The organism is Citrobacter tructae (genome assembly GCF_004684345.1).
GTDB classification, from domain to species: domain Bacteria; phylum Pseudomonadota; class Gammaproteobacteria; order Enterobacterales; family Enterobacteriaceae; genus Citrobacter; species Citrobacter tructae.
Window position 1 is genome coordinate 1,105,671 of record NZ_CP038469.1, and the last position, 22,807, is coordinate 1,128,477.

The window sequence follows — 22,807 nt, forward strand, 5'->3', positions numbered from 1 at the left end:
AATCCTCTTAACAGGTTCGCAGCCAGGCCAGCGACTCACGGTAAGCATCCGACAGGTTTTCTGCCCGTACACGCCCTTCGTACACCACGTATCCCTGGTAATTATCTTCACGCAGTTGGTCAAACAGCGCGGCAAAATCAAGCGTACCGGTCCCTGGTTGGTAGCGATGGTTATCGGCAATATGCACATGCCCCAGCAGATCCCGGTTATCGTGCAGTGCCTGTGCCATATCATCTTCTTCGATGTTCATGTGGTAAAAATCACCGATGATTTGCACATGCTTCAGGTTGTTTTCCACGATATAGCGGCGAGCATCAGCCAGAGTGTTAATCATATGGTCCTGATAGCGGTTGAGCGGCTCCAGATACACCACCGTTCCGGTGCGTTCGGCTACTTTATCGAGATAAATCAGCGAATCACTCACCATTTTGCGATCGCCTTCCAGGCTACGCGGCGAAGTCATTGGCGGTAAGCGAAAGGTAAACATGCCCCATGCAGCCGGAACAATAATGCCTTTACCGCCCACTTCCGCCAGCGCTTCCAGGATGCGGGTGATCTGCTGTAAACCGTTCAGACGACGCTCTTCAATAAAATCACCGATCCAACCGTCGTAGCCACCGCAGGCGGTGGTCACGGGCAGACCCGTTTCTTTGATTGCCGCTTTCACTTCCTCAAGATTATTGACCAGCAATTTGCCGTCAATTTCAAAACCGTCAAATCCCATCTCTTTGATATAACGGAATTTCTCAAGAATGTTTTCCGGGAAAAAAGCCTGATTCTGTGTTCCAATTTTCATCTTTTGCATTCCTTAATTAAAACGTCACGCCCATTTTGATGCTCTTTTCCGGATGGCGATCGACATACTCCATATAGCTTTCCGGGCTGCTCGCAAAAGTGACTACCGGGTCGATAAGCTCTTCACAGTTCAGGTAACCATTCATCAGCAGTTCCCAGCAGGTCTCCTCAATACGCTTGCGACTCCAGCGCGGATAATCTGGATTAGGTTCACTGCACGCGCGGGAGAATACAATTTTGGCATTGTTGAAATGCGCTTCACGGCCCAGGTTGAAGCCTTCAGCGAAAGGCTTAGCAAACGCGACATAAGAAATGGTCCCACCATAGGCCAGACCGCGTAATGCCGATTGCAAGGCATCCGCATAGCCACTGGTTTCGATGATCACATCCGCCCCCTGCTTACCGGTCAGCGTCTTGATCTCTTTACCAACATCGGTGCCAATCGGGTTGAGGCAGAAGTCTGCGCCATGACGCAGAGCGATATCGCAGCGATGAGCTATCGGATCAACGCCAATGACAATCGACGCCCCCGCTTTCTTCGCCAACTGCACCGCGATCTGACCAATCGCCCCTAACCCCACGATGACCACAAAATCACCAACACGTACATTGGCATCACGTACGCCGCTCATGGCGAACTGGGCCGGGTCGTAGCAGACCGCGTTTTTCCATGAACTGCCTTCAGGCATTTTGCGCAGCTTGTAGTTGTTAACCGCGTTGATGATTACCGTTTCAGACAGCGGGCCGTAACCGCAGACAGAATCACCCACAGCGTAATCGGTCACATCGCTGCCGCATTCAATAACATCACCCACAACCATATTGCCAAGCTGGAATTTGCCGAATTCGATTCCACGCGGCGCGCCTTCTGGGCGCGGCATAAACATCTGCCACTCGGCGTTGAAATCTTCATCAATAAACGGGCTGGCCGCACGGAAATCGACCACTTCAGTACCATGTTTTGGGGCGCCAAAGCGGACGCGGATTTTCACTTCGTTGGCTGCAACCGCGCGATCTTCATATTCCACCAGTGCCGCGACACGCGGTTCAGTGGCAACTAACTTTTTCATTTATAACTCCTCAATTAAACTGGCCGCTTAGCCTTTCACGCCGCCTGCGGTCAAACCACTCTTAATAAAACGTTCGGAAAGCGCATACATAATGACGACCGGCAATGCTGTCACTAACGACGCGGCCATCATGCGTCCCCAGATATAGTCAGGCGTGCTGAACAGCGCATTCAGACCAACCGGTAAGGTGAAATTGCTGGCGCTGGAGAGGAAAATCGACGCAAAAAGATAGTCATTCCATGCCACCATAAAGCAGTAAACAAACACCGAAACCAGCCCGGACATCGCCAACGGCACGGTAATGCGGAAGATGATCTGCAGACGATTTAAGCCATCCATCATCGCCGCTTCTTCAATTTCATCCGGGATCGTGTCGAAGTAACTCTTCAGCATGAACACGGCCGTCGGCAGCGTCTGGGTGACCATGGTGATAATCAATGCCATTTCTGTGTCATAGATCCCGAGTGCCGTAATGATTTTGAACAACGGCACCACCAGCAAGATCCCGGAGAACATGTACACCGTGTAAAAGCTGGCGTTGATGGTCATACGTCCTTTAAAACGCAAGCGCGACAAGGCGTAAGCGCCGAGGATGCCAAGAAACACGGCCACCACCGATGCGGTTACCGACACCACCAGACTGTTACGGAAGTAATCAACAAACGGGAAGATCATCGGGTTAAAGATGTCGATGTAATGTTCCAACGTCCATTGCTGTGGTAGCAGCGTGGGATGTAACGAAATCGCCTCTTTCGCGCTTTTGAATGAGGTCATCAGCATCACAAAGAAAGGAAATAGCGTGATGACCAAAAAGACGGCTAATCCACAGTAAAAGCCAATGCGGCCAAGCGTGCGCTTATTTATTGCCATTGAGGTTCACCCGTTTTCTGGTCAGCAGGATCACAGCGAAAATGATGACGAAAAGGACCACAGATATCGCTGCTGCTTTGCCTAAATCGTTAAATGCAAACGCTGTTTTATAGAGATACACCCCGAGAATATCGACTTTCGTGGTCAGCAGATAAACGTCGGCAAACATATAGAACATCCAGATGGTACGTAGCGTGACCACGGTCGCCAGCACCGGCATAATCGCGGGCAGCGTGACGATACGAAACCGTTGCCAGGCGTTCGCGCCATCCATTTCGGCGGCTTCGTACAGCGATTTATCGATCGTCTGCAAAATGGCCAGAAACGAGATAAACGCATACGGGAAGTAGCGCCAGATGGCGAACAACACGACCAGGGCAAAACTGCTACCGGGATTATCGAACCACAGCGGTGCCTGATCGTAGAGATGCAGCAGATCGACACCGAGGTAGTTCACAATGCCGTAGCCGTTGTTGAACATGTATTTCCAGGCAAACACCAGCGAAATAGAAGGTGTCACATAAGAGAGGATCACCAGTGAACGCGCCGTTTTGCGCAGGCGAAACTCACGGTTAAAGAACATCGCTACACCCAGTCCCAGCGCCGTACTTCCCGCCACCACCAGCGCGGTGTACCAGACCGTCATCCATAGCGAATGCCAGAACCCGGGGTCGGACAGGATTCGGATGTAGTTGCTCAAACCGACAAACGTGGATTCAATTTGCGGGTTGAGCGGCAGGCGCATAAAACTGATTTCGATGTTAGAAATCATCGGCCACGCCACTAAGCCTCCCAGCAAGAGCAAACTGGGTGCCAGCAGCAGCATGGCAAATGGCATATCAGAACGGCCTGAAAAGAACTTATTCATCACGGCTTTCCATTTCCCCATCAGCGCTGTTCAACGAGGTCATCCAGTTTTATCTGGCTGGCCTTGATAGTCGTTGAAAGGTCGGCTTTTCCTACCGTGACGTTATGCACCATGGTACTAACAACGCCGGAGCCGGTAACATCGCCCATGCGGGTAAAGTTTTTATCACCTACAGCACCAAACACCTGGATATTCGGCAATTCGGCGATCAACTGATTAGGCAATTCACCCAACGCGTTAATCACACCGTTCTCTTTCCAAGTCGCCGTATTCACCACGGCTTTATTCACCGGTAAGGCCGCACCGGGGGACATCATGACCCAATCAGCAATGTTGTCGGCCTGCTCCATAAAGGTGACAAACTTTTCCGCCGCTTCTGTCTCTTCCGTTTTCTGACCCGCAGTAATAGTGAGCGATGTCAGCATGCCGTATACCGCGGATGTTTTTTCCGTCGGCACAACAAAGCCAATATTTTTGGGATCACCCTCTTTAATAATTGCAGGCAGAATGTAGGTGGAATAAATAGCCATCGGCGCTGTACCGTTCATGAAAGCATCTTTAACTTCCATAATGTCGTTAGAGCCTGGCATCGTGTTCATTGCGAGCTGGCGGTAATATTGCAGCGCTTGCGTCATCTCAGGGGTATCAAGCGTTATCTTTCCTTGCCCATCAAAAACGTTGGCCTGGTTAGACAGCGCGAACTGAGAGAATGACTGTTCGGTCAAAACGCTTTCCGCCGTTGGCAGCGCAATACCATATTTCTTGTTGGTGGGATCGTTTAATTTTTGTGCCACATCTACCAGCTGCTGCCAGTTTGTCGGCTCTTGCAGACCGGCTTTTGCCAGCACGTCTTTGCGATACCAGATCCCGCCAATCCACGCACTGACCGGAACCCCGGTCCACGCCTTACCATCTTCGGTGCGCACAATTCGCAGCACACCATCATAAAAAGCCCCTTCTCCAACGTTGTTGATCACCTTATCGACAGCTTTGCGATCAATCAGCGACTCTTTATCCATGACTTTGGCGTAGTCATGACTGGTTTCAATCACTTCAGGTAGCGAACCGCTACGCGCCAGGGTGATCACTTTGGTGTTATAGGCATCCTCTTCGACAGGCACCTGTTTTACGCTGATGCCTGGATTTTCTTTTTCAAAGCGCTCAATCAGTTTCGCAATAACCGCCTGTCGCTCCTGTTCTACCGAGGAGTGCATAAATTCAATCGTGACCGAGGACTTATCATCATCTTTGCACCCTGAAATCAAGGCGCAGGACACCAGTGCTGATAACAGCACAATTTTTGCTTTAAGCATGAAATATTCCTTTTTATCTTTTAACCCACATAACCTGCCAGGCGTGCAGTGTTAATTCCCCAGCCGAAACATTAATTGCACCAATCAAATCAAATCCATTTTCAATATCAACTTTGATGGTTTGATGTTGGCCACTAACGTTAAACAAACCGATAATTTCTTCGCCCGTCTCTGCTGTGCGTTTAATTTGCATCACGGACGGCGTGATACTGTTTATTTCAAATAGGCTATCTGGATGAAATGCTTTATTATTACGACGAATCACAATCAATCTGGATAATTCATGATAGATAGTGTGACGCAAGTTGTTTTCATCGACTAACGCTTCTTCTATTTGCTGCAACTGATATTTCTTACGGTTAATCGCCCGGTTGTATCCCAGTTCCTCAACGTTTTTATAATCATTGCGTGCCCCCAGGATACTTTGAATATAAATTGCAGGCACTCCCGGAAAACTCAGTAAAATGGTGTGCGCAAGAACAAAACGAGCAATTCTTTCAGCATCGCTGCTATTACTCGGTGTTAGCGCATCCATAAATGTCACGTTAATTTCGTACGGACTGCGACTGCCATCCGGGTTATTTTTCCAGTTAACGAGTGCACCTTCCTGCTGTAGTTCCGTGACCAGCTGCAAGATTTCATCTTCGGGTAACAGGCCCCGCAGTGGGTTAAGCCCTATACCGTCATGTGATGCCAGAAAATTAAACCAGGTGGTCTCGTGGGATGGCAACATCAGTGATTGCGCCCATTGGCACAACACCGTTGTATCCTGTCGTTGTACGGCATGAAGCACCAACGGCGGCAGCGAGAACTGGTACACCATGTGTGCTTCATCCTGTCCATTGCCAAAGTAGGAAATGTTATCCTTATGCGGAACGTTCGTTTCGGTGATGATGGCAGTGCCCGGCGCAGCGCAGTCAGCAATCGCACGGAATAATTTAATTAACTGATGCGTTTTTTCCAGATGGATACAGGTGGTGCCAGGCTCTTTCCACATGAAGCCAACGGCATCCAGGCGGACGTAGTCTGCACCCTGTTCAAGATAGCTCAGCAGCACGTCGACCATTGCCAGCAAAACCAACGGATTCTCGTAGTTGAGATCAATCTGGTCGTCGCTGAACGTCGTCCACAAATGACGCACCGTATTATCTTTCAGCGTAAACGGTGAGAGTAAAGGTAATGCACGGGGACGCGTTACATTGCTCAGGTCCGTGTCCGGTACCATCGCAATAAAGAAATTTTCATAACCGTCTACCTGTTGTAAATAATTATTAAACCATCCACTTTTTGCTGACATATGATTACAAACAAAATCAAACATCAAGCGGCTGGATTGACCTAATTGCTTAATATCATTCCAGTCCCCTGTTTCTTCGGCAACCCGATGGTAATCAATCACTGAAAAACCATCATCCGATGACCACGGATAAAACGGTAACAAATGGACATGTGAAAATGTCGACTTAAGCCATTCATTGTAAAACTGATTAAACGTTGGGAGTGGTTTTTTATCTGTACTATAAAATTGATCGGCATAGGTAATCAGAACGATATCGCTCTCATCCCAATGCGTTTTACGTGCTTTTGTAATTAATTTTTGTGACTTTTCTAAACGCGAAATCAGCGCATCATAGTGAAGCGGAGTAAATGTATCTCCATAGACTTCAGTCAAACATTTTTGGATTTTGTGATTCACCTTAATTTCTCGTGGTAGCGGTCCCATGAAGCAAGAGACTACTCTGCCGAAAATAAGCTGTCAATCCGGGGAGGTGTTCTGGAGGGGGGTTATAAAAGAATTTTGGCAGCCAAAAAATCGTATTTGTGAGCTGCCGCAAATTAACCGAGGGAATGTTGATTAATTGTTGCTTGCTTTTGTTGTGTCAGATATCAGGATTGATTACCTGAATAGCGTTTCGATAATTTTGCCACCGCACGACTCAACAAAGGTTCCAGTACCAACGCCAGCAACATTTTCAGCGGACGGCGGGCGACGGATTTTACCGCCCACCCGGCCACGCCCGCAGGGCCGTAGCGAAGCGCGGTAAGAAGCACCAGCTTACCTGCTATTTTAAAGCCCGGCTTAACCCTCTGCCCGGCACGTTGCCAGCGATTGTTCATCTCAATCCTCACAATTGACGAAAGCGGCTACGCAATGTGAAGGTATCTGACGTCACATAACGCTCCATCTCACGCAAACGATTTTCACTTGCCGCCAATTCGCGGTCGACGGCATCTAACAGTTCACCGCTGGACGGCTGCTGTTCACCCGTTGCCACATTGTCCGGCATCGGGTCCAGAACAAAGGTCAGAACGATATAGGCAACTAAAGTGAAAAAGGCCAGACCAAAGAAGATCGACAGTACCACCAGAATCCGTACCAGCTTCACCGGGACGTCGAGATATTGTGCGATGCCAGCACAGACGCCTTTCACCATGCCTTGCTGCGGAATACGCCACAGTTTTTTGTTCAGGTTAACGCCACCCATTAGCGGTCCCTCCAGTTAGGATGTTCAGCATCCAGAATGTCTTCCAGCGTCTGAATACGCTCACGCATGCGCTGCGCTTCAGCGTTCAGTTCCACTAAACGCTGCTGTTCGCTTTGCGACAATTCGCCGCGACTGGAACGGTTGCTGTAATGCAGCCATAACCAAATCGGTAAAACAAACAGCACAAAAATGGTTAACGGGATGGCCAGAAATAGCGCGCTCATGAGTACTCCTTACAGGTGATGAGCGGCGGCGCGTTCGGGCGCCGCCAGATATTATTATTGCTTGTCTTGCTGCATTTTGGCTTTCAACTGTGCCAACTGCACGCTGATTTCATCATCCGCTTTCAGGTCGGCGAATTGTTGATCCAGCGATTTTTGCTTACCGAAATTATGGCTTTCAGCTTCGGCTTCCATATGGTCGATACGACGCTCAAAAGACTCAAAGCGTGCCATTGCTTCATCCAGCTTACCGCTGTCCAGCTGACGGCGAACGTCACGTGAAGAACTGGCGGCCTGATGACGCAGCGTCAACGCCTGCTGACGAGCACGGGTTTCGCTGAGTTTATTCTCCAGCTCACCAATCTCTTTCTTCATGCGTGACAGCGTGTCATCAACCAGCGTCACTTCATGTTCCAGAGAGGTAATCAGGTCGGTGAGCTTCTGCTTTTCAATTAAGGCAGAGCGCGCCAAATCTTCTTTCTCTTTGCGCAGCGCCAGCTCCGCTTTTTCCTGCCACTCAACCTGTTGTGCGGTGGCCTGTTCAATACGGCGGGATAGCTGTTTCTTTTCCGCCAGCGCGCGTGCCGAGTTGGAACGCACCTCAACCAGCGTATCTTCCATTTCCTGAATCATTAACCGCACCAGTTTCTGCGGATCTTCGGCCTTTTCCAGCAACGCATTAATGTTGGCGTTCACGATGTCGGCAAAACGAGAAAAAATACCCATAATGTAATCCTCACTTACTGTTCTGATATCGGGCGATGCCCTGCTGCTGTGTTGTTGCAGATTACATGCCAACTTTTCAATTAATTGATTATAAAAAGAATTGTTAATTTTACCTGGTATCAAATTTAGGGTACATTGGTGAATAACACTAATAAATGGTTAATTTCATCATGGCAGAATACAAAGACAATCTCCTCGGCGAAGCCAACAGTTTCATTGAGGTGCTGGAGCAGGTTTCTCAGCTGGCGCCGCTGGATAAGCCGGTGCTGGTGATCGGTGAGCGAGGTACCGGCAAAGAGTTGATCGCCAACCGTCTGCATTACCTCTCCTCGCGCTGGCAGGGGCCATTTATTTCGCTGAACTGCGCAGCGCTCAATGAAAACTTACTCGATTCAGAACTGTTCGGTCACGAAGCGGGCGCCTTTACCGGCGCACAAAAACGTCATCCAGGACGCTTTGAACGCGCCGATGGCGGGACGCTGTTTCTTGATGAACTGGCAACCGCCCCGATGTTGGTACAGGAAAAGTTGCTGCGCGTGATCGAGTATGGGGAACTGGAACGCGTTGGCGGAAGCCAACCGTTGCAGGTCAACGTGCGTCTGGTCTGCGCCACCAACGCCGATTTACCCCAGATGGTCAGTGAAGGCACGTTTCGCGCGGATCTGCTCGACAGACTGGCTTTTGATGTAGTGCAACTCCCACCGTTGCGGGAGCGCCAAAGCGACATCATGTTAATGGCCGAGCATTTTGCCATTCAGATGTGCCGCGAGATCGGCTTACCGCTGTTTCCAGGTTTTAGCGCACAGGCCAGAGAGACCCTTTTGCATTACCGGTGGCCAGGCAATATTCGTGAACTGAAAAACGTCGTCGAGCGCTCCGTTTACCGCCACGGCACCAGCGAGTTTCCGTTGGATGAGGTCGTGATTGACCCTTTTAAACGTCACGTCGAGCAAACTCAGGCGCAGGAAAACGGGCAGGCATCTGTAACATTACCGCTGGATCTGCGCGATTTTCAGCAGCAGCAAGAAAAGGAATTTTTGCAAACCAGTCTGCAGCAGGCAAAGTTTAATCAGAAAAAGGCGGCTGAATTGCTCGGGCTGACCTACCATCAGCTACGCGCATTGCTCAAAAAGCATCATATCTAGCGTTTCCCTGACACAACTCGCCCACACTTACGCCCGTTGCCTGCAACATTTTTACCTGGCGGGCCGTGCTGTTTGGATGGATGTTTACTTAACAATCACCTGAGGTGAAAACGGGTACTGGCTGAAAGTAAAACAATGGTGTATAAAATAATACAAACAGTCTTATTTTATACAAATTGACTTATCAATTACGCCAGGAGATTCGTTTATGCCCACAAACATTACACTGAACTCGACCACCGACAGTTTCCCGCCTGCAGGCCATTACTCGCATAGTGTGACGGCCGGGGGATTCGTCTTCATTTCAGGACAGTTGCCAGTCACCATTGAGGGTGAAAAAAAAGCAGATGCGTCTTTTGAAGATCAAACCAAGCTGGCACTACAGAATGTTGATGCTTGTCTGGCTGGTGCGGGCGTTTCTCGTCAGCAACTGGTGTCAGTGCGCGTCTACGTGACGGATATCAGCCAGTGGCCAACGTTTAATCGAATCTATGGCGAGTGGATCGGTGATTTCCGCCCTGCCCGCGCTGTCGCTGGCGTATCAGAGCTTCATTACGGCTTTGCCGTAGAAATTGAAGCGGTTGCGTTAGCACAACATGCATGATTTTTAACTGCATACAGGTGAGCAAAAATGAGTGAAATAATACTTCCTGATTATAACGATATTGCCGCTGCGGCTGAGCGCATCAAAGGTTACGCTAACCAGACGCCGGTAATGACATCACGAACGTTAAATGAAGAATTTGGTGCTGACGTCTTCTTTAAGTGCGAAAACCTTCAGAGGATGGGCGCGTTCAAGTTTCGCGGAGCAATGAATGCGCTACGCCAGTTTACACCACAACAACGCGCTGCCGGAGTCGTGACATTTTCTTCAGGAAATCATGCACAAGCCATCGCTCTGTCCGCAAAATTGCTTGGCATTCCGGCGACCATTATCATGCCGCATGATGCACCGGCAGCCAAAGTTGCCGCCACGAAAGGATATGGCGGAAACGTTGTGATTTACGACCGCTACACTGAAGATCGAGAACAAATTGGTCGGGAGCTGGCAGAAAAACAAGGGCTGACGCTGATCCCTCCTTACGATCATCCACACGTTATTGCAGGTCAAGGCACCGCGACGAAAGAATTGATTGAGGAAGTAGGTCCGTTAGACGTGCTTTTCGTCTGCCTGGGAGGCGGAGGCCTGCTATCCGGTTCCGCGCTAGCGGCACGACATCTGTCTCCGGACTGCATCATCTATGGCGTAGAGCCAGAGGCCGGTAACGATGGCCAGCAGTCGTTTCGCAGCGGCAACATCGTTCACATCGATACGCCGAAAACCATTGCAGATGGTGCTCAGACCCAACACCTTGGGCATTATACGTTTCCGCTGATCCAAAAAAATGTAAACGATATACTGACTGTTTCAGACGCTGAATTAGTTAACTCGATGAAATTTTTCGCTGAACGCATGAAAATCGTCGTCGAGCCCACTGGCTGTCTTGGTTTTGCTGCCGCAAGAGCGCGAAAAGCAGAACTTCACGGAAAGAAAATCGGCATTATTATTAGCGGTGGGAACGTTGATATCAGTCGCTACAGTGAATTCCTCGCTTGATGACAAATCAGGTATCTGCGGTACAGATACCTGATTCCTGCCGACTCATTCCCGTCTGGAAAAACGATGTCAGGACGCTGTAAACTGCGCGCAATAATGGCAACAGGCATCACCGCAGGAGACTGGCATGCCAAAAAACGACGATAACACGCTGCTCAACCAAATTGATACTATCGCCAGGGGGCTGAGCGATACCTTTGCCCCTTTTTGTGAAGTGGTTGTTCATGACCTCAAGAATCCTGAACATGCGATTTTATCGATACACAATAATCTTTCCGGACGTAAACCCGGTCAGCCGGCAACAGAGTTGGGGCTGGCACGCATCGCATCACCTGACTTTCCAAATATCATTGCCAACTACAGCAATCAGTTTGCCGACGGCAGACCGGTAAAAAGCACCTCTATCGGCATCAAAGATGAAGAAGGTAAATACGTTGCAGCGCTATGCCTTAATGTCGATATGACGCTGTTTCGCGGTATGCAAAGTGCGCTTGCTCGCTTTACAGAAACCGAAATGTCCCCCGTGAACGAACATCTCGATCCTGGCAGTAATGAAGTGATCCGCCAGCGTATTGATGACTTTGCCGCCAAACGCGCGACAACGGCACGAGCCCTGAAAACAGCAGACAGAAAGGAACTGATTCAGCAATTACGTCAGGAAGGTTTACTGAACGTACGAAAATCGATGGATACGGTGGCGCAGCATCTTGGCGTGTCCAGGGCAACCGCCTACCTTTATGCTCGCCAGGCGCGTTAAATGAGCGAATAAGAAAGTATGCCCCACTGGAAGTGAGTCGCTGGGGCTAATCCCGTGTTTATTGCGGGTCAGACCGGGCGTAAAAATGCTAAGATAGTGAATAAGGTACAGCAAAAGTGGATAGCAGGTATAAATATTGAGCAGGTCGCAATGCCCCATTCGCGCTTATCAATACGGCTTCCCCATAATGCAACCAAACACAAACGGTAATGGCAAATGTCATTAAATATTAGTAAGATAGCTCCTTTATACATAACTCCATAAAATTATGCGCCTGGTTTTATCATCTCTGATCGTGATGGCTGGACTTCTGAGTGGTCAGGCTGCTGCCGCGCCCGAGCAGACCACGCTTGCCGATATTCGGGACAGTGGCTTTGTCTATTGCGTCAGCGGACAGGTCAATACGTTCAACCCGCAAAAAGCAAGCAGTGGATTGATCGTCGACACGCTTGCTGCCCAGCTCTATGACCGTCTGCTTGATGTGGACCCTTACACCTACCGCCTAGTGCCGGAACTGGCCGAAAGCTGGGAGGTGCTGGATAACGGCGCAACCTACCGTTTCCACCTGCGTCGCGACGTTCCTTTTCAAAAGACCGCCTGGTTCACCCCTACCCGCAAGCTGAATGCAGACGATGTGGTGTTTACCTTCGATCGAATCTTTGACCGCCAGCACCCGTGGCACAATGTTAACGGCAGCAGTTTCCCCTACTTTGACAGCCTCCAGTTCGCCGATAACGTACAAAGCGTACGCAAGCTGGACAACAACACCGTCGAATTTCGGCTGACCCAACCGGATGCGTCTTTCCTGTGGCACCTGGCCACGCACTACGCGTCGGTTATGTCAGCAGAATATGCCGCGCAGCTGGCAAAACAGGATCGTCAGGAGTTGCTGGACAGGCAGCCAGTCGGTACCGGTCCGTACCAGCTTTCAGAAAATCGAGCCGGGCAATATGTTCGCCTGCAACGTCACGACACATTCTGGCGCGGTAAACCCTTAATGCCGCAGGTGGTTGTTGATCTCGGTTCTGGTGGTACCGGACGCTTATCGAAATTGCTCACCGGTGAATGCGACGTGCTGGCCTGGCCCGCTGCCAGTCAGCTCAGCATCTTACGTGATGACCCACGTTTACGCCTGACGCTGCGACCAGGGATGAACATTGCTTATCTGGCTTTCAATACCAATAAACCACCACTCAACAACCCGGCCGTTCGTCATGCGCTGGCGCTGGCGATTAACAATCAGCGTCTGATGCAGTCCATCTATTACGGTACAGCAGAAACCGCCGCATCTATTTTGCCTCGCGCCTCGTGGGCTTATGACAACGAAGCTAAAATTACAGAATACAACCCGGCAAAATCCCGCGAACAGTTAAAGGCGCTGGGGCTGGAGAACCTGACGTTACAGCTTTGGGTGCCAACCAGTTCCCAGGCCTGGAACCCTAGTCCGCTGAAAACCGCTGAGCTTATTCAGGCAGACATGGCTCAGGTTGGCGTGAATGTGAAGATTATTCCGGTGGAAGGTCGTTTTCAGGAGGCGAGATTAATGGACATGAACCATGATCTGACGTTGTCCGGTTGGGCGACAGACAGTAACGATCCTGACAGTTTTTTCCGACCGCTGCTCAGTTGTGCCGCCATCAACTCGCAAACCAACTTTGCCCACTGGTGCAATCCTGAGTTTGACAGCATTCTGCGCAAAGCTTTGTCGTCGCAACAGCTCTCATCGCGCATTGATGCCTATGACGAAGCGCAAACGATCCTGGCGCAAGAGTTACCGATCCTGCCGCTGGCCTCATCGCTACGCCTGCAGGCTTATCGCTATGACATCAAAGGACTGGTGCTCAGTCCGTTTGGTAACGCCTCTTTTGCCGGGGTTTACAGGGAAAAGAAAGATGAGGTGAAAAAACCATGATTATCTTTACCCTGCGTCGGTTTTTACTCCTTCTGGTCACCCTGTTTTTTCTGACGTTTATTGGGTTCAGTCTGAGTTATTTTACTCCCCATGCCCCTCTGCAAGGCGCTTCGCTGTGGAATGCCTGGGTATTCTGGTTCAATGGCTTAATCCACTGGGATTTCGGTGTATCCAGCATCAACGGCCAGCTGATCTCAGAGCAGCTAAAAGAGGTGTTCCCCGCCACAATGGAGCTGTGCATTCTCGCCTTTGGCTTTGCCCTGATGGTCGGTATCCCCGTTGGCATGCTGGCAGGGATCACGCGTAATAAATGGCCGGATCGGTGCATCAGTGCGTTTGCCCTGATGGGGTTTTCCATCCCGGTCTTTTGGCTGGCGCTGTTGCTGACGCTGTTTTTCTCGTTGACGCTCGGCTGGCTGCCGGTATCCGGTCGATTTGACCTGCTCTATGAGGTAAAACCGGTTACCGGTATTGCCATTATCGACGCATGGATCTCTGACTCGCCGTGGCGTGATGAAATGCTGATCAGCGCAATTCGCCACATGGTGCTCCCGGTGTTAACGCTCTCCGTCGCGCCAACAACGGAAGTCATTCGCCTGATGCGTATCAGCACCATCGAAGTCTTCGATCAAAACTACGTAAAAGCGGCGGCCACCCGCGGTCTGTCGCGGTTAACCATTTTACGTCGCCACGTACTGCACAACGCCCTACCGCCGGTGATCCCACGTCTTGGCCTGCAGTTTTCCACCATGCTAACGCTGGCAATGATCACCGAGATGGTCTTTAGCTGGCCTGGGCTTGGTCGCTGGTTGATCAACGCCATTCGCCAGCAGGATTACGCCGCAATTTCAGCCGGCGTGATGGTGATTGGCTCACTGGTGATTATCGTTAACGTGATATCTGATATCTTGGGTGCCATGGCTAACCCTCTGAAACATAAGGAATGGTATGCCTTACGATAGCGTATACAGCGAAAAGCGCCCGCCTGGCACGCTGCGTACCGCCTGGCGCAATTTTTATGGCGATGCGTCCGCGATGGTCGGCCTGTATGGCTGCGCAGGGCTGGTCATACTGTGTATTTTCGGAGGCTGGTTCGCGCCCTACGGTATCGATCAGCAATTTCTGGGCTACCAATTGCTCCCACCGTCCTGGTCGCGCTATGGCGAGGTATCATTCTTCCTCGGGACCGACGATCTGGGGCGCGACGTTTTAAGCCGTCTGCTCAGCGGTGCGGCCCCCACCGTCGGTGGCGCATTTGTCGTCACGCTCGCCGCCACGCTGTGCGGTCTGGTGTTAGGGGTTTTAGCCGGGGCTACCCACGGTTTACGCTCAGCGGTGCTGAACCACATTCTCGACACCCTGCTCTCGATCCCGTCGCTGCTGCTGGCGATTATTGTGGTAGCGTTTGCTGGCCCCCATCTGACGCACGCGATGTTTGCCGTCTGGCTGGCGCTGTTGCCGCGTATGGTGCGTTCAGTCTACAGCATGGTGCATGACGAACTGGAAAAAGAGTATGTCATCGCTGCCCGCCTGGATGGGGCTTCCACGCTCAACATTTTGTGGTTTGCGATTCTGCCTAATATTACCGCCGGGCTGATCACCGAAATTACCCGCGCACTGTCGATGGCGATTCTGGATATTGCCGCACTGGGTTTTCTGGATCTCGGCGCGCAACTGCCGTCGCCGGAATGGGGAGCCATGCTCGGCGACGCGCTGGAGTTGATTTACGTGGCACCGTGGACAGTCATGCTGCCAGGTGCGGCAATCATGATAAGCGTCCTGCTGGTTAACCTGTTAGGTGACGGTGTGCGCCGCGCAATTATTGCGGGGGTGGAATAATGCCATTACTGGATATTCGTAACCTGACCATTGAGTTCAGGACAGGCGACGACTGGGTGAAAGCCGTTGATCGCGTCAGTATGACCCTGAATGAAGGCGAGATCCGCGGGCTGGTCGGTGAGTCTGGTTCCGGTAAAAGCCTCATCGCCAAGGCCATTTGCGGCGTTGCGAAAGATAACTGGCGTGTCACCGCTGACCGCATGCGCTTCGATGATATCGATCTGCTGCGCCTCTCTGCCCGTGAGCGACGCAAACTGGTCGGCCATAACGTTTCCATGATCTTTCAGGAGCCGCAGTCCTGTCTCGACCCGTCCGAACGTATTGGACGACAACTGATGCAGAACATTCCCAGCTGGACCTATAAGGGACGCTGGTGGCAACGCATTGGCTGGCGCAAACGTCGCGCGATTGAACTGCTGCACCGCGTCGGAATAAAAGATCATAAAGACGCGATGCGCAGTTTCCCGTATGAGCTGACGGACGGCGAGTGTCAGAAAGTGATGATTGCCATCGCCCTGGCTAACCAGCCGCGTTTATTGATTGCCGATGAGCCGACCAATGCGATGGAGCCCACCACCCAGGCGCAGATTTTCCGTCTGCTGACCCGGCTGAATCAAAACAGCAACACCACTATTTTGTTGATCAGCCATGACCTGCAAATGCTTAGCCAATGGGCGGACAAAATCAACGTCATGTACTGCGGACAAACGGTGGAAACCGCGCTGAGTAAAGATTTGGTGACTATTCCGCACCATCCTTATACGCAGGCGTTGATCCGCGCTATTCCTGATTTTGGTAGCCCGATGCCGCATAAAAGCCGTCTGAATACGATGCCTGGCGCGATTCCATTGTTGGAACAGTTACCCATTGGATGCCGCCTGGGACCACGCTGCCCTTACGCACAACGTGAGTGCATTGAAACCCCACGACTGACCGGAGCAAAGAATCATCTCTATGCCTGTCATTTTCCGCTGAACATGGAGAGAGAGTGAGATGGTAGAAACACTGCTCGAAGTACGTAACCTGAGCAAAACTTTTCGCTACCGGACGGGGTTATTCCGCCGTCAGACCGTAGAAGCGGTCAAGCCTCTGAGCTTTACCCTGCGCGAGCGCCAGACGCTCGCCGTCATTGGCGAAAACGGTTCTGGTAAATCGACGCTGGCGAAAATGCTGGCCGGGATGGTGGAACCCACCAGCGGTGAACTGCTGATTGACGATCATCCACTAAAATACGGCGATTATTCCTTTCGCAGCCAATGCATTCGTATGATTTTCCAGGATCCGTCAACGTCGCTGAATCCGCGTCAGCGTATTTCGCAGATCCTCGATTTCCCACTGCGTCTGAATACTGACCTGGAGCCGGAGCAACGCCGCAAGCAGATCGTTGAAACCATGCGTATGGTCGGTCTGCTACCCGATCACGTCAGCTACTACCCGCATATGCTGGCACCGGGACAAAAACAGCGCCTGGGGCTGGCTCGTGCCCTCATTTTGCGCCCCAAAGTCATTATCGCGGACGAAGCGCTGGCCTCTCTTGATATGTCGATGCGTTCGCAGTTGATTAACCTGATGCTGGAGCTACAGGAAAAGCAGGGTATTTCTTATATCTATGTGACTCAGCATATCGGGATGATGAAACACATCAGCGATCAGGTGTTAGTGATGCACCAAGGGGAAGTCGTCGAACGCGGCAGTACGGCGGATGTGCTGGCCTCTCCGCTGCATGAGCTGACACGCCGCCTGATAGCCGGGCATTTCGGTGAGGCGCTTACCGCCGACGCCTGGCGGAAAGATCGTTAACTGGCATCCTCCTTTGGCATAGGAAACTTATGTTTCCTGCAGCCTGAAGGGGCGTTACCTCCTGACTGGTTAATTTTACTATTCTGAAACAGTAGGTTAGATAAAATACCTATGTTAGTATTGCCTAATCATACGGAGGTGTAGACGGCCTTAACTGGACATAATTTATTTCTTAGTTAAGCATGCGCCATTCAGTTTTTAGTTATACCTGGCCACCTCCAGCATACTTTTAGATAACCACAGCGGCATGCTTTGGGATTTAATTTCATGAGGGATTTATGGCCAGTGAGATAATACTCGATCTAGATTTACCTGAATACCGTGATGATTTTTGTGGCGATGGAGCCAAAGGCGAGAAAAATAACCTGTGGCAACAGCAGGCGAATAAAAAAATGCTTGAGAACCTGGCTCGTATGGGGCTGGAGGCTCGACAATATAAAAATGATTTACAAAACTCCAAAACAGCCCGACTCACCAGTTACCATCATGCCATTTTTATCCATGGTGCTCGGGGAGCGGGAAAAACCGTCTTCTTACGCAATGCCAGCGCCGCATGGGAAAATTACACCGCAAAATCTTCACAATTACCCGACTTACACTTTATCGATGTCATCGACCCAACATTATTAAACATTGATGACCGCTTCTCCGAAGTCATTATTGCCTCTATTTATGCTTCCGTTGAAGGTACACTGAACCAGCCTGAGATTAGCCAGACGATAAAAGAGACTTTTTTCCAGGCTTTACGAACATTAGCCGGTGCATTAGGAAAACCACAAGAAATAGATGAGCTACGGGGTATTGATAGAATTCAAAAGTACCGTTCCGGTATTCATCTCGAACGTGATTTTCATCGTTTCTTGATTGCTGCTGTAAACCTGATGGGTTGTGATGCGTTAGTATTACCCATTGATGATGTTGACATGAAAATTGATAATGGTTTTGCCGTGCTGGATGATATCCGTTGTTTACTCTCCTGTCCGCTAATCCTCCCATTAGTCAGCGGCGACGATGAACTCTATCGTCACATTACGCAAAAAGCATTTTCTAATGTTCCTAATAATAGATTCGGCGTCGGTTATATGGCAGAGAGTTTATCTAATGCCTATCTGACAAAAGTCTTCCCAAATCATACCCGCCTGCCTTTGCAACCCATTGAACAAATATTGCCAAAACTGGAAATTCGCTATAAAAACTCAGGAATAAAAAATACCACAAAAATATCCAACTTGACGTTCCCGCAATATGAAGAACTATTGAAAAGTACCTTCTATACTTTATGCAATGGGCAGGAACGCAGTACTGATTGGGCTCACCCGATTAGCGCCAGAGAAGTCACCCAACTGATTAGAAGCTTACCACCTTCGTTGTTACAGGAATCGCAGCATACCTCGCCTGATATCTGGCAGAAATATGCATACTGGGCTGAAACACACCACGATGGTGTTGCCCTAACTAACATGGAAACATATCTGAATATTCAAGTAGCACAACAGGTGGCACAACTGAATTTTAGCCAATTGAACGCATTTAACCCAATCTTACAAATGAATCGATACAATTGGGCAAGGAAAGAGTTTATTAGTCAGCAATACAATACCGTTATGGACATGAAAGCCCATGACACTAACCAAAGCATCCTAAACTCAGTAACAAATAGTTCAGATATTTTACGTAGCATGCCTGCCTTAGAATTTATCATGGAACCAATGTTTATTAGTAAACCCGTGGCAGAGGCTAAAAATGGGAATCCTCTGCTGCTGGCACTCTATACGCACCATGATTACTATAGCCGGCAACTAAATCGACGACATCATATCTTTTTTAGTCGTGCCTTTGAAATTATTGGATGGTCTTTACTGGCTGTAACCGGAAATTTACCAGAATCTTTTTATCAAAAAGATAAATTTACAGCCATTTTTCAGGATATTTTCTTACGCGCCCCCTTCTATTCAATTTTCGCGATGAATCACACCCGGGAAATAGAAGAAAGTGATGATGGTCTTAATCGACCCGATAACCCTGTCGACTACTCCAGCCATATCAATGAGTTAATAGAAAAAATTCATAACTGGTGTGAAAACAAAAAAATAGCAGAACTTAAAGGTAAAAACCTGATACCGCTGCTCAGCGTTATTTTTAATAAGGTGTTCTCCCAACTGTCCGTGCTTAGAATGAATTTGATAGATAAGAAAAAATCACGGGAAGAACTTCTCTCCGATCTGGCGCGGCGCTTTGAGTATATATTTATCAATGCGTTATTAACATTCACTAAAGATGGCCTCGTTGTTAATACTAACGTAGCGACCGGTGCCAGAGCATCAATAGTCAGAGATTACACTGAATTCACTAAATACGATCGTACTTTATCACGCAATCTCAGTGGTGTTGTCGATTTGACTGTTGATGATGATAACATTCTAAATCTTAAAGCAATCAATGAAAGTGAACATGCTGAACTTGTTATTGCTATGTGGTGCCATCCCATATTCAATATCGCCCTTCCGGAATGTTATCCTATTGGTGATAACAACGCGGCGGATCTCTTTAATGAAAACTACTTTTCAAAAATGACGTTTACTGATATTCGCGATTTTTACTATAAACAGACGGGCAATACTACAATCAAAACACAGGAAGTTAAACTGTGGGCGAGTAGTAATACCGAAATTGCCCATAATATTCTTAAATGCATGCTTTCCTCACGCGTAATGCAGTCGCAGCTTAAGGAAAATAATCAAGTTTCATGGTTCTATCGTGGTCTTACCCAGGGTGTTGGAGAAGAGGTCATTAGCTAAATCATGTATAATCAAGATCCTCACTGGCTGATACCTTCCGTATTGTTAGCATCTGACCGGGTGTTTTATCACCAGCTCATGCGCCACCGCGGCGAAGAGGACGTAACAAGAAGTCCTACAGATACAGAGGGAAAAATTGTTTCTCAAGCTGCGCTGGACTACCAGTTCTACTTCGGCGGACGTCTTCGTAAAGAAGATATTCAGAACAATATGCACTTTTGGCAGATACCCTGTGCAGATGGCGACTATCTCAAACTCATTGCCAGATTAGCGGATGATTTCTTAGTCTGGCGTGGCAATTGTTTTGAGGTTCGCCGCGAACGTTTAGAAGCGTGGTCGATGCTTTGCTCGGTGATTGATCCCGCATGGATCATTGTTAAAGCCTATACGCAATTGCATGATCAGAAGATATTATCAGAACAAGATATTGTGATACTGCTGACGGAAAATCAATGCCCCTTTGCTTTCCCCGGCGAACCCAATGGAATTGCTTACGCCGATAACCATGTTCATTTCAATGGACATGGCTATACGTCCATGTCTATGCTGAGTTTCATTGATAACGATTATACTCTCGAGAAAAAGGTTAAATGGCCTTATCGCCAGGAATATACCTTTTTTGAAAGCCAGAGACTGGAAAAGAACGATCTGCCTCTGTGGATGAAAAAGTATTCATCATGTTTGCTCAGCAGCATTTTCAACACCTCAACCTCGATAAACTATGCTCACCTATCCAATGGTGAAGGTTTGTCGCTACATGATCTGCCTTACACTCAACAACCGACAACGCCCCAACAAAGAATCTTGCAAACGGCCACTCAAACACAACCTTTTGGTCATCAGCGTTGGTTATTATTCTGCTGTGGGTTAATGATGGATACTTCAACGAGTAACTACCCGTCAGTTCTCATTAATTTGATCAGGGTTTGTAATATTTTACGCAATTACATGGTTGTTTCTGCTGTCGGCTTGGGTCAGTTCGTCGATTATTTTGACGTTGGCAGACTTGGTGCCAGTAAAAATAATAGTAAAAGTGATACTGTTGATTTTGACAATAGCATCAATATTAATCGTGAGTATCGAGTAAGCCCCACATTTGTGTTAGGCAATAAAAATAATATTTACCACCATAAACTCACTGACTTTTTTATGCGACATGATCAGCGAGCGATGTCTGAGCAAGCTCATATCGTTGTGCATTTCCGTCGGGGATACGGTAAGCACCAACGTAATGATCGTCGATTAGATAAACTGCGTAATGAACTATTGGCGCAGGTACGCGCGCTAGAGAGCTTTTCCACATCAGTCACGATTCAAGAAACGGATTACCATACCAACCTCGGAGATCCCGAACAAAGGCTTGATGTTCGTAAATTGATTCGTGGTTACGATGTCGCTGGTAATGAAAACGACGTACCTGTTGAGGTGTTTGCTCCAGCTTTACGCGTATTACGAGCCGCAAAGTATCGAGCAGGGGAACACTGGTCAGTGAGATTACCAAGACCATTTATCACCGTTCATGCAGGAGAAGATTACAGCCACCTTTTATGTGGGCTACGTTCAATGGATGAAGCTGTCGAATTTTGTCAGCTTAGTGAAGGGGATCGATTAGGACATGGATTAGCATTAGGGGTAGATGTTTACGATTGGGCAAAACGGCAACGTCGTGCATACATTACCGCAGGACAACATCTCGATAATCTTGTCTGGGCATATCACCAGGCCGTTTTACTTTCGCAGCATACCGTTGAACATATCCCAGTGATGCATGAATTAAGGGATAAGATCCACTATTGGTCTCAATTGCTGCATGAAGATATTTATACTCCCGATCTTTTGTACCGAGCATGGTTACTCCGCCGAAACTGGCCTGACTATTCTTTCCTTGAAACTGAAATCGCCACTCGACAAGAATGGGTTCCGGACTGGAACATTGTTGCATGCGAAGGTCAAAACCCTTTAACTAAAGTTACAGCAAAGAAGTTATGGGAACGTTATTTAGATAGCGATAAAAATACGTCAGTTAATCGTATCATTTCTATAAATTGTCTTCCGGGTGATACTGAAAGTTTTGTTGCGCATACCTGCGATGATGAAGACATTATTTCGCCGGGTGAACTTCGATTATATGAAGCCATCCAGGACTATCTCATTGAGAAATACAGTCGAATTGGGCTTGTCATTGAAGCCTGCCCCACATCAAACATTTATATCGGACGCTTTGAAAAATACCATGAACATCCTCTGTTTCGTTGGAACCCACCCAATCCAGAATGGTTAAAACCTGGTGATAAATTCAACAAGTATGGCTTACGCTCCGGTCCACTATCTGTATGCCTGAATACTGACGATAGTGCGTTGATGCCTACAACAATCGCCAACGAACATCGGCTTATGCGTGAATGTACCATTCAGCATTTTGCGATTGGTGCATGGATGGCAGATTTGTGGATTGATTCTATCCGCCAGAAGGGGATTTCCATCTTTAAAACTAATCATATAAAGCAGGATAAAAGATAACTGGAAGTTCTGTATCCATTGATTGGATGAAGTCAGACGCTTACCGCCGATGCCTGGCGGAAAGATCGTTAACGTTATAGACGCCCTCCT

Annotated in this window: 21 protein-coding genes; 11 read left to right on the forward strand and 10 right to left on the reverse strand. The window is 48.9% G+C overall.

Annotated elements, in window-relative coordinates; translation table 11 throughout:
* Positions 1-7: 7 nt before the first annotated feature.
* The 10 genes from E4Z61_RS05845 to pspA form a co-directional block, all read right to left on the reverse strand.
* Positions 8-796: a 3-dehydro-D-guloside 4-epimerase gene (locus E4Z61_RS05845; protein WP_135321964.1), complete on the reverse strand. Its 789-nt coding sequence runs from the start codon at positions 794-796 to the stop codon at positions 8-10.
* A 16-nt stretch (positions 797-812) separates the two neighbouring features.
* Positions 813-1,865 (reverse strand): D-guloside 3-dehydrogenase, encoded by a 1,053-nt coding sequence (locus E4Z61_RS05850; protein WP_135321965.1) that lies wholly within the window; start codon positions 1,863-1,865, stop codon positions 813-815.
* A gap of 27 nt (positions 1,866-1,892) precedes the next feature.
* On the reverse strand, positions 1,893-2,735 hold the full coding sequence (locus E4Z61_RS05855; RefSeq protein WP_135321966.1) for a carbohydrate ABC transporter permease: 843 nt from the start codon (positions 2,733-2,735) through the stop codon (positions 1,893-1,895).
* Complete coding sequence (locus E4Z61_RS05860; protein ID WP_135321967.1) at positions 2,722-3,603, reverse strand: carbohydrate ABC transporter permease; 882 nt, start codon at positions 3,601-3,603, stop codon at positions 2,722-2,724. Before E4Z61_RS05860 ends, E4Z61_RS05855 begins: the two co-directional genes overlap by 14 nt.
* 20 nt (positions 3,604-3,623) lie before the next feature.
* A complete protein-coding gene (locus tag E4Z61_RS05865; protein ID WP_135321968.1) occupies positions 3,624-4,916 on the reverse strand; it encodes an ABC transporter substrate-binding protein in 1,293 nt (430 codons plus the stop codon).
* Positions 4,917-4,929: 13 nt separating this feature from the next.
* A complete protein-coding gene (locus tag E4Z61_RS05870) occupies positions 4,930-6,639 on the reverse strand; it encodes a sugar phosphorylase (RefSeq protein ID WP_135321969.1) in 1,710 nt (569 codons plus the stop codon).
* A gap of 164 nt (positions 6,640-6,803) precedes the next feature.
* A complete protein-coding gene (gene pspD, locus E4Z61_RS05875; protein WP_135321970.1) occupies positions 6,804-7,034 on the reverse strand; it encodes a phage shock protein PspD in 231 nt (76 codons plus the stop codon).
* A gap of 8 nt (positions 7,035-7,042) precedes the next feature.
* Positions 7,043-7,402 (reverse strand): envelope stress response membrane protein PspC, encoded by a 360-nt coding sequence (gene pspC / locus E4Z61_RS05880; RefSeq protein ID WP_135321971.1) that lies wholly within the window; start codon positions 7,400-7,402, stop codon positions 7,043-7,045.
* On the reverse strand, positions 7,402-7,626 hold the full coding sequence (gene pspB, locus E4Z61_RS05885) for an envelope stress response membrane protein PspB (RefSeq protein ID WP_135321972.1): 225 nt from the start codon (positions 7,624-7,626) through the stop codon (positions 7,402-7,404). The genes pspC and pspB overlap by 1 nt, the downstream gene beginning before the upstream one ends.
* 54 nt (positions 7,627-7,680) lie before the next feature.
* Positions 7,681-8,349 (reverse strand): phage shock protein PspA, encoded by a 669-nt coding sequence (pspA, locus tag E4Z61_RS05890; protein WP_135321973.1) that lies wholly within the window; start codon positions 8,347-8,349, stop codon positions 7,681-7,683.
* A 155-nt stretch (positions 8,350-8,504) separates the two neighbouring features.
* On the opposite strand from pspA, the gene pspF reads away from it, so the two are divergent.
* From pspF to rdrB, 11 genes are all read left to right on the forward strand, one after another.
* On the forward strand, positions 8,505-9,494 hold the full coding sequence (gene pspF, locus E4Z61_RS05895) for a phage shock protein operon transcriptional activator (RefSeq protein WP_167817527.1): 990 nt from the start codon (positions 8,505-8,507) through the stop codon (positions 9,492-9,494).
* 208 nt (positions 9,495-9,702) lie between these two features.
* Positions 9,703-10,098 carry a RidA family protein gene (locus E4Z61_RS05900; RefSeq protein WP_135321975.1) on the forward strand — a complete coding sequence of 132 codons (396 nt, stop codon included), beginning with the start codon at positions 9,703-9,705 and terminating at the stop codon, positions 10,096-10,098.
* Positions 10,099-10,125: 27 nt separating this feature from the next.
* Positions 10,126-11,091, forward strand: a complete 966-nt coding sequence (locus E4Z61_RS05905) for a threo-3-hydroxy-L-aspartate ammonia-lyase (protein ID WP_135321976.1) — start codon at positions 10,126-10,128, stop codon at positions 11,089-11,091.
* A 127-nt stretch (positions 11,092-11,218) separates the two neighbouring features.
* The gene (locus tag E4Z61_RS05910) at positions 11,219-11,848 is read left to right on the forward strand and encodes a helix-turn-helix transcriptional regulator (protein WP_135321977.1); all 630 of its coding nucleotides are present in this window, start codon (positions 11,219-11,221) and stop codon (positions 11,846-11,848) included.
* 268 nt (positions 11,849-12,116) lie between these two features.
* Positions 12,117-13,760 (forward strand): ABC transporter substrate-binding protein SapA, encoded by a 1,644-nt coding sequence (sapA, locus tag E4Z61_RS05915; protein ID WP_135321978.1) that lies wholly within the window; start codon positions 12,117-12,119, stop codon positions 13,758-13,760.
* Positions 13,757-14,722: a peptide ABC transporter permease SapB gene (gene sapB / locus E4Z61_RS05920; RefSeq protein ID WP_135321979.1), complete on the forward strand. Its 966-nt coding sequence runs from the start codon at positions 13,757-13,759 to the stop codon at positions 14,720-14,722. The genes sapA and sapB overlap by 4 nt, the downstream gene beginning before the upstream one ends.
* Entirely contained in the window at positions 14,709-15,599 is an 891-nt protein-coding gene (gene sapC / locus E4Z61_RS05925; protein WP_135321980.1) for a peptide ABC transporter permease SapC, read from the forward strand. Before sapB ends, sapC begins: the two co-directional genes overlap by 14 nt.
* Complete coding sequence (gene sapD, locus E4Z61_RS05930; protein WP_135321981.1) at positions 15,599-16,591, forward strand: peptide ABC transporter ATP-binding protein SapD; 993 nt, start codon at positions 15,599-15,601, stop codon at positions 16,589-16,591. Before sapC ends, sapD begins: the two co-directional genes overlap by 1 nt.
* Before the next feature lies 1 nt (position 16,592).
* Entirely contained in the window at positions 16,593-17,399 is an 807-nt protein-coding gene (sapF, locus tag E4Z61_RS05935) for a peptide ABC transporter ATP-binding protein SapF (protein WP_135321982.1), read from the forward strand.
* A 278-nt stretch (positions 17,400-17,677) separates the two neighbouring features.
* Complete coding sequence (rdrA, locus tag E4Z61_RS05940) at positions 17,678-20,197, forward strand: antiviral RADAR system adenosine triphosphatase RdrA (RefSeq protein ID WP_135321983.1); 2,520 nt, start codon at positions 17,678-17,680, stop codon at positions 20,195-20,197.
* Between the two features lie 3 nt (positions 20,198-20,200).
* A complete protein-coding gene (gene rdrB, locus E4Z61_RS05945) occupies positions 20,201-22,717 on the forward strand; it encodes an antiviral RADAR system adenosine deaminase RdrB (RefSeq protein WP_135321984.1) in 2,517 nt (838 codons plus the stop codon).
* The last annotated feature ends 90 nt before the right edge of the window (positions 22,718-22,807 follow it).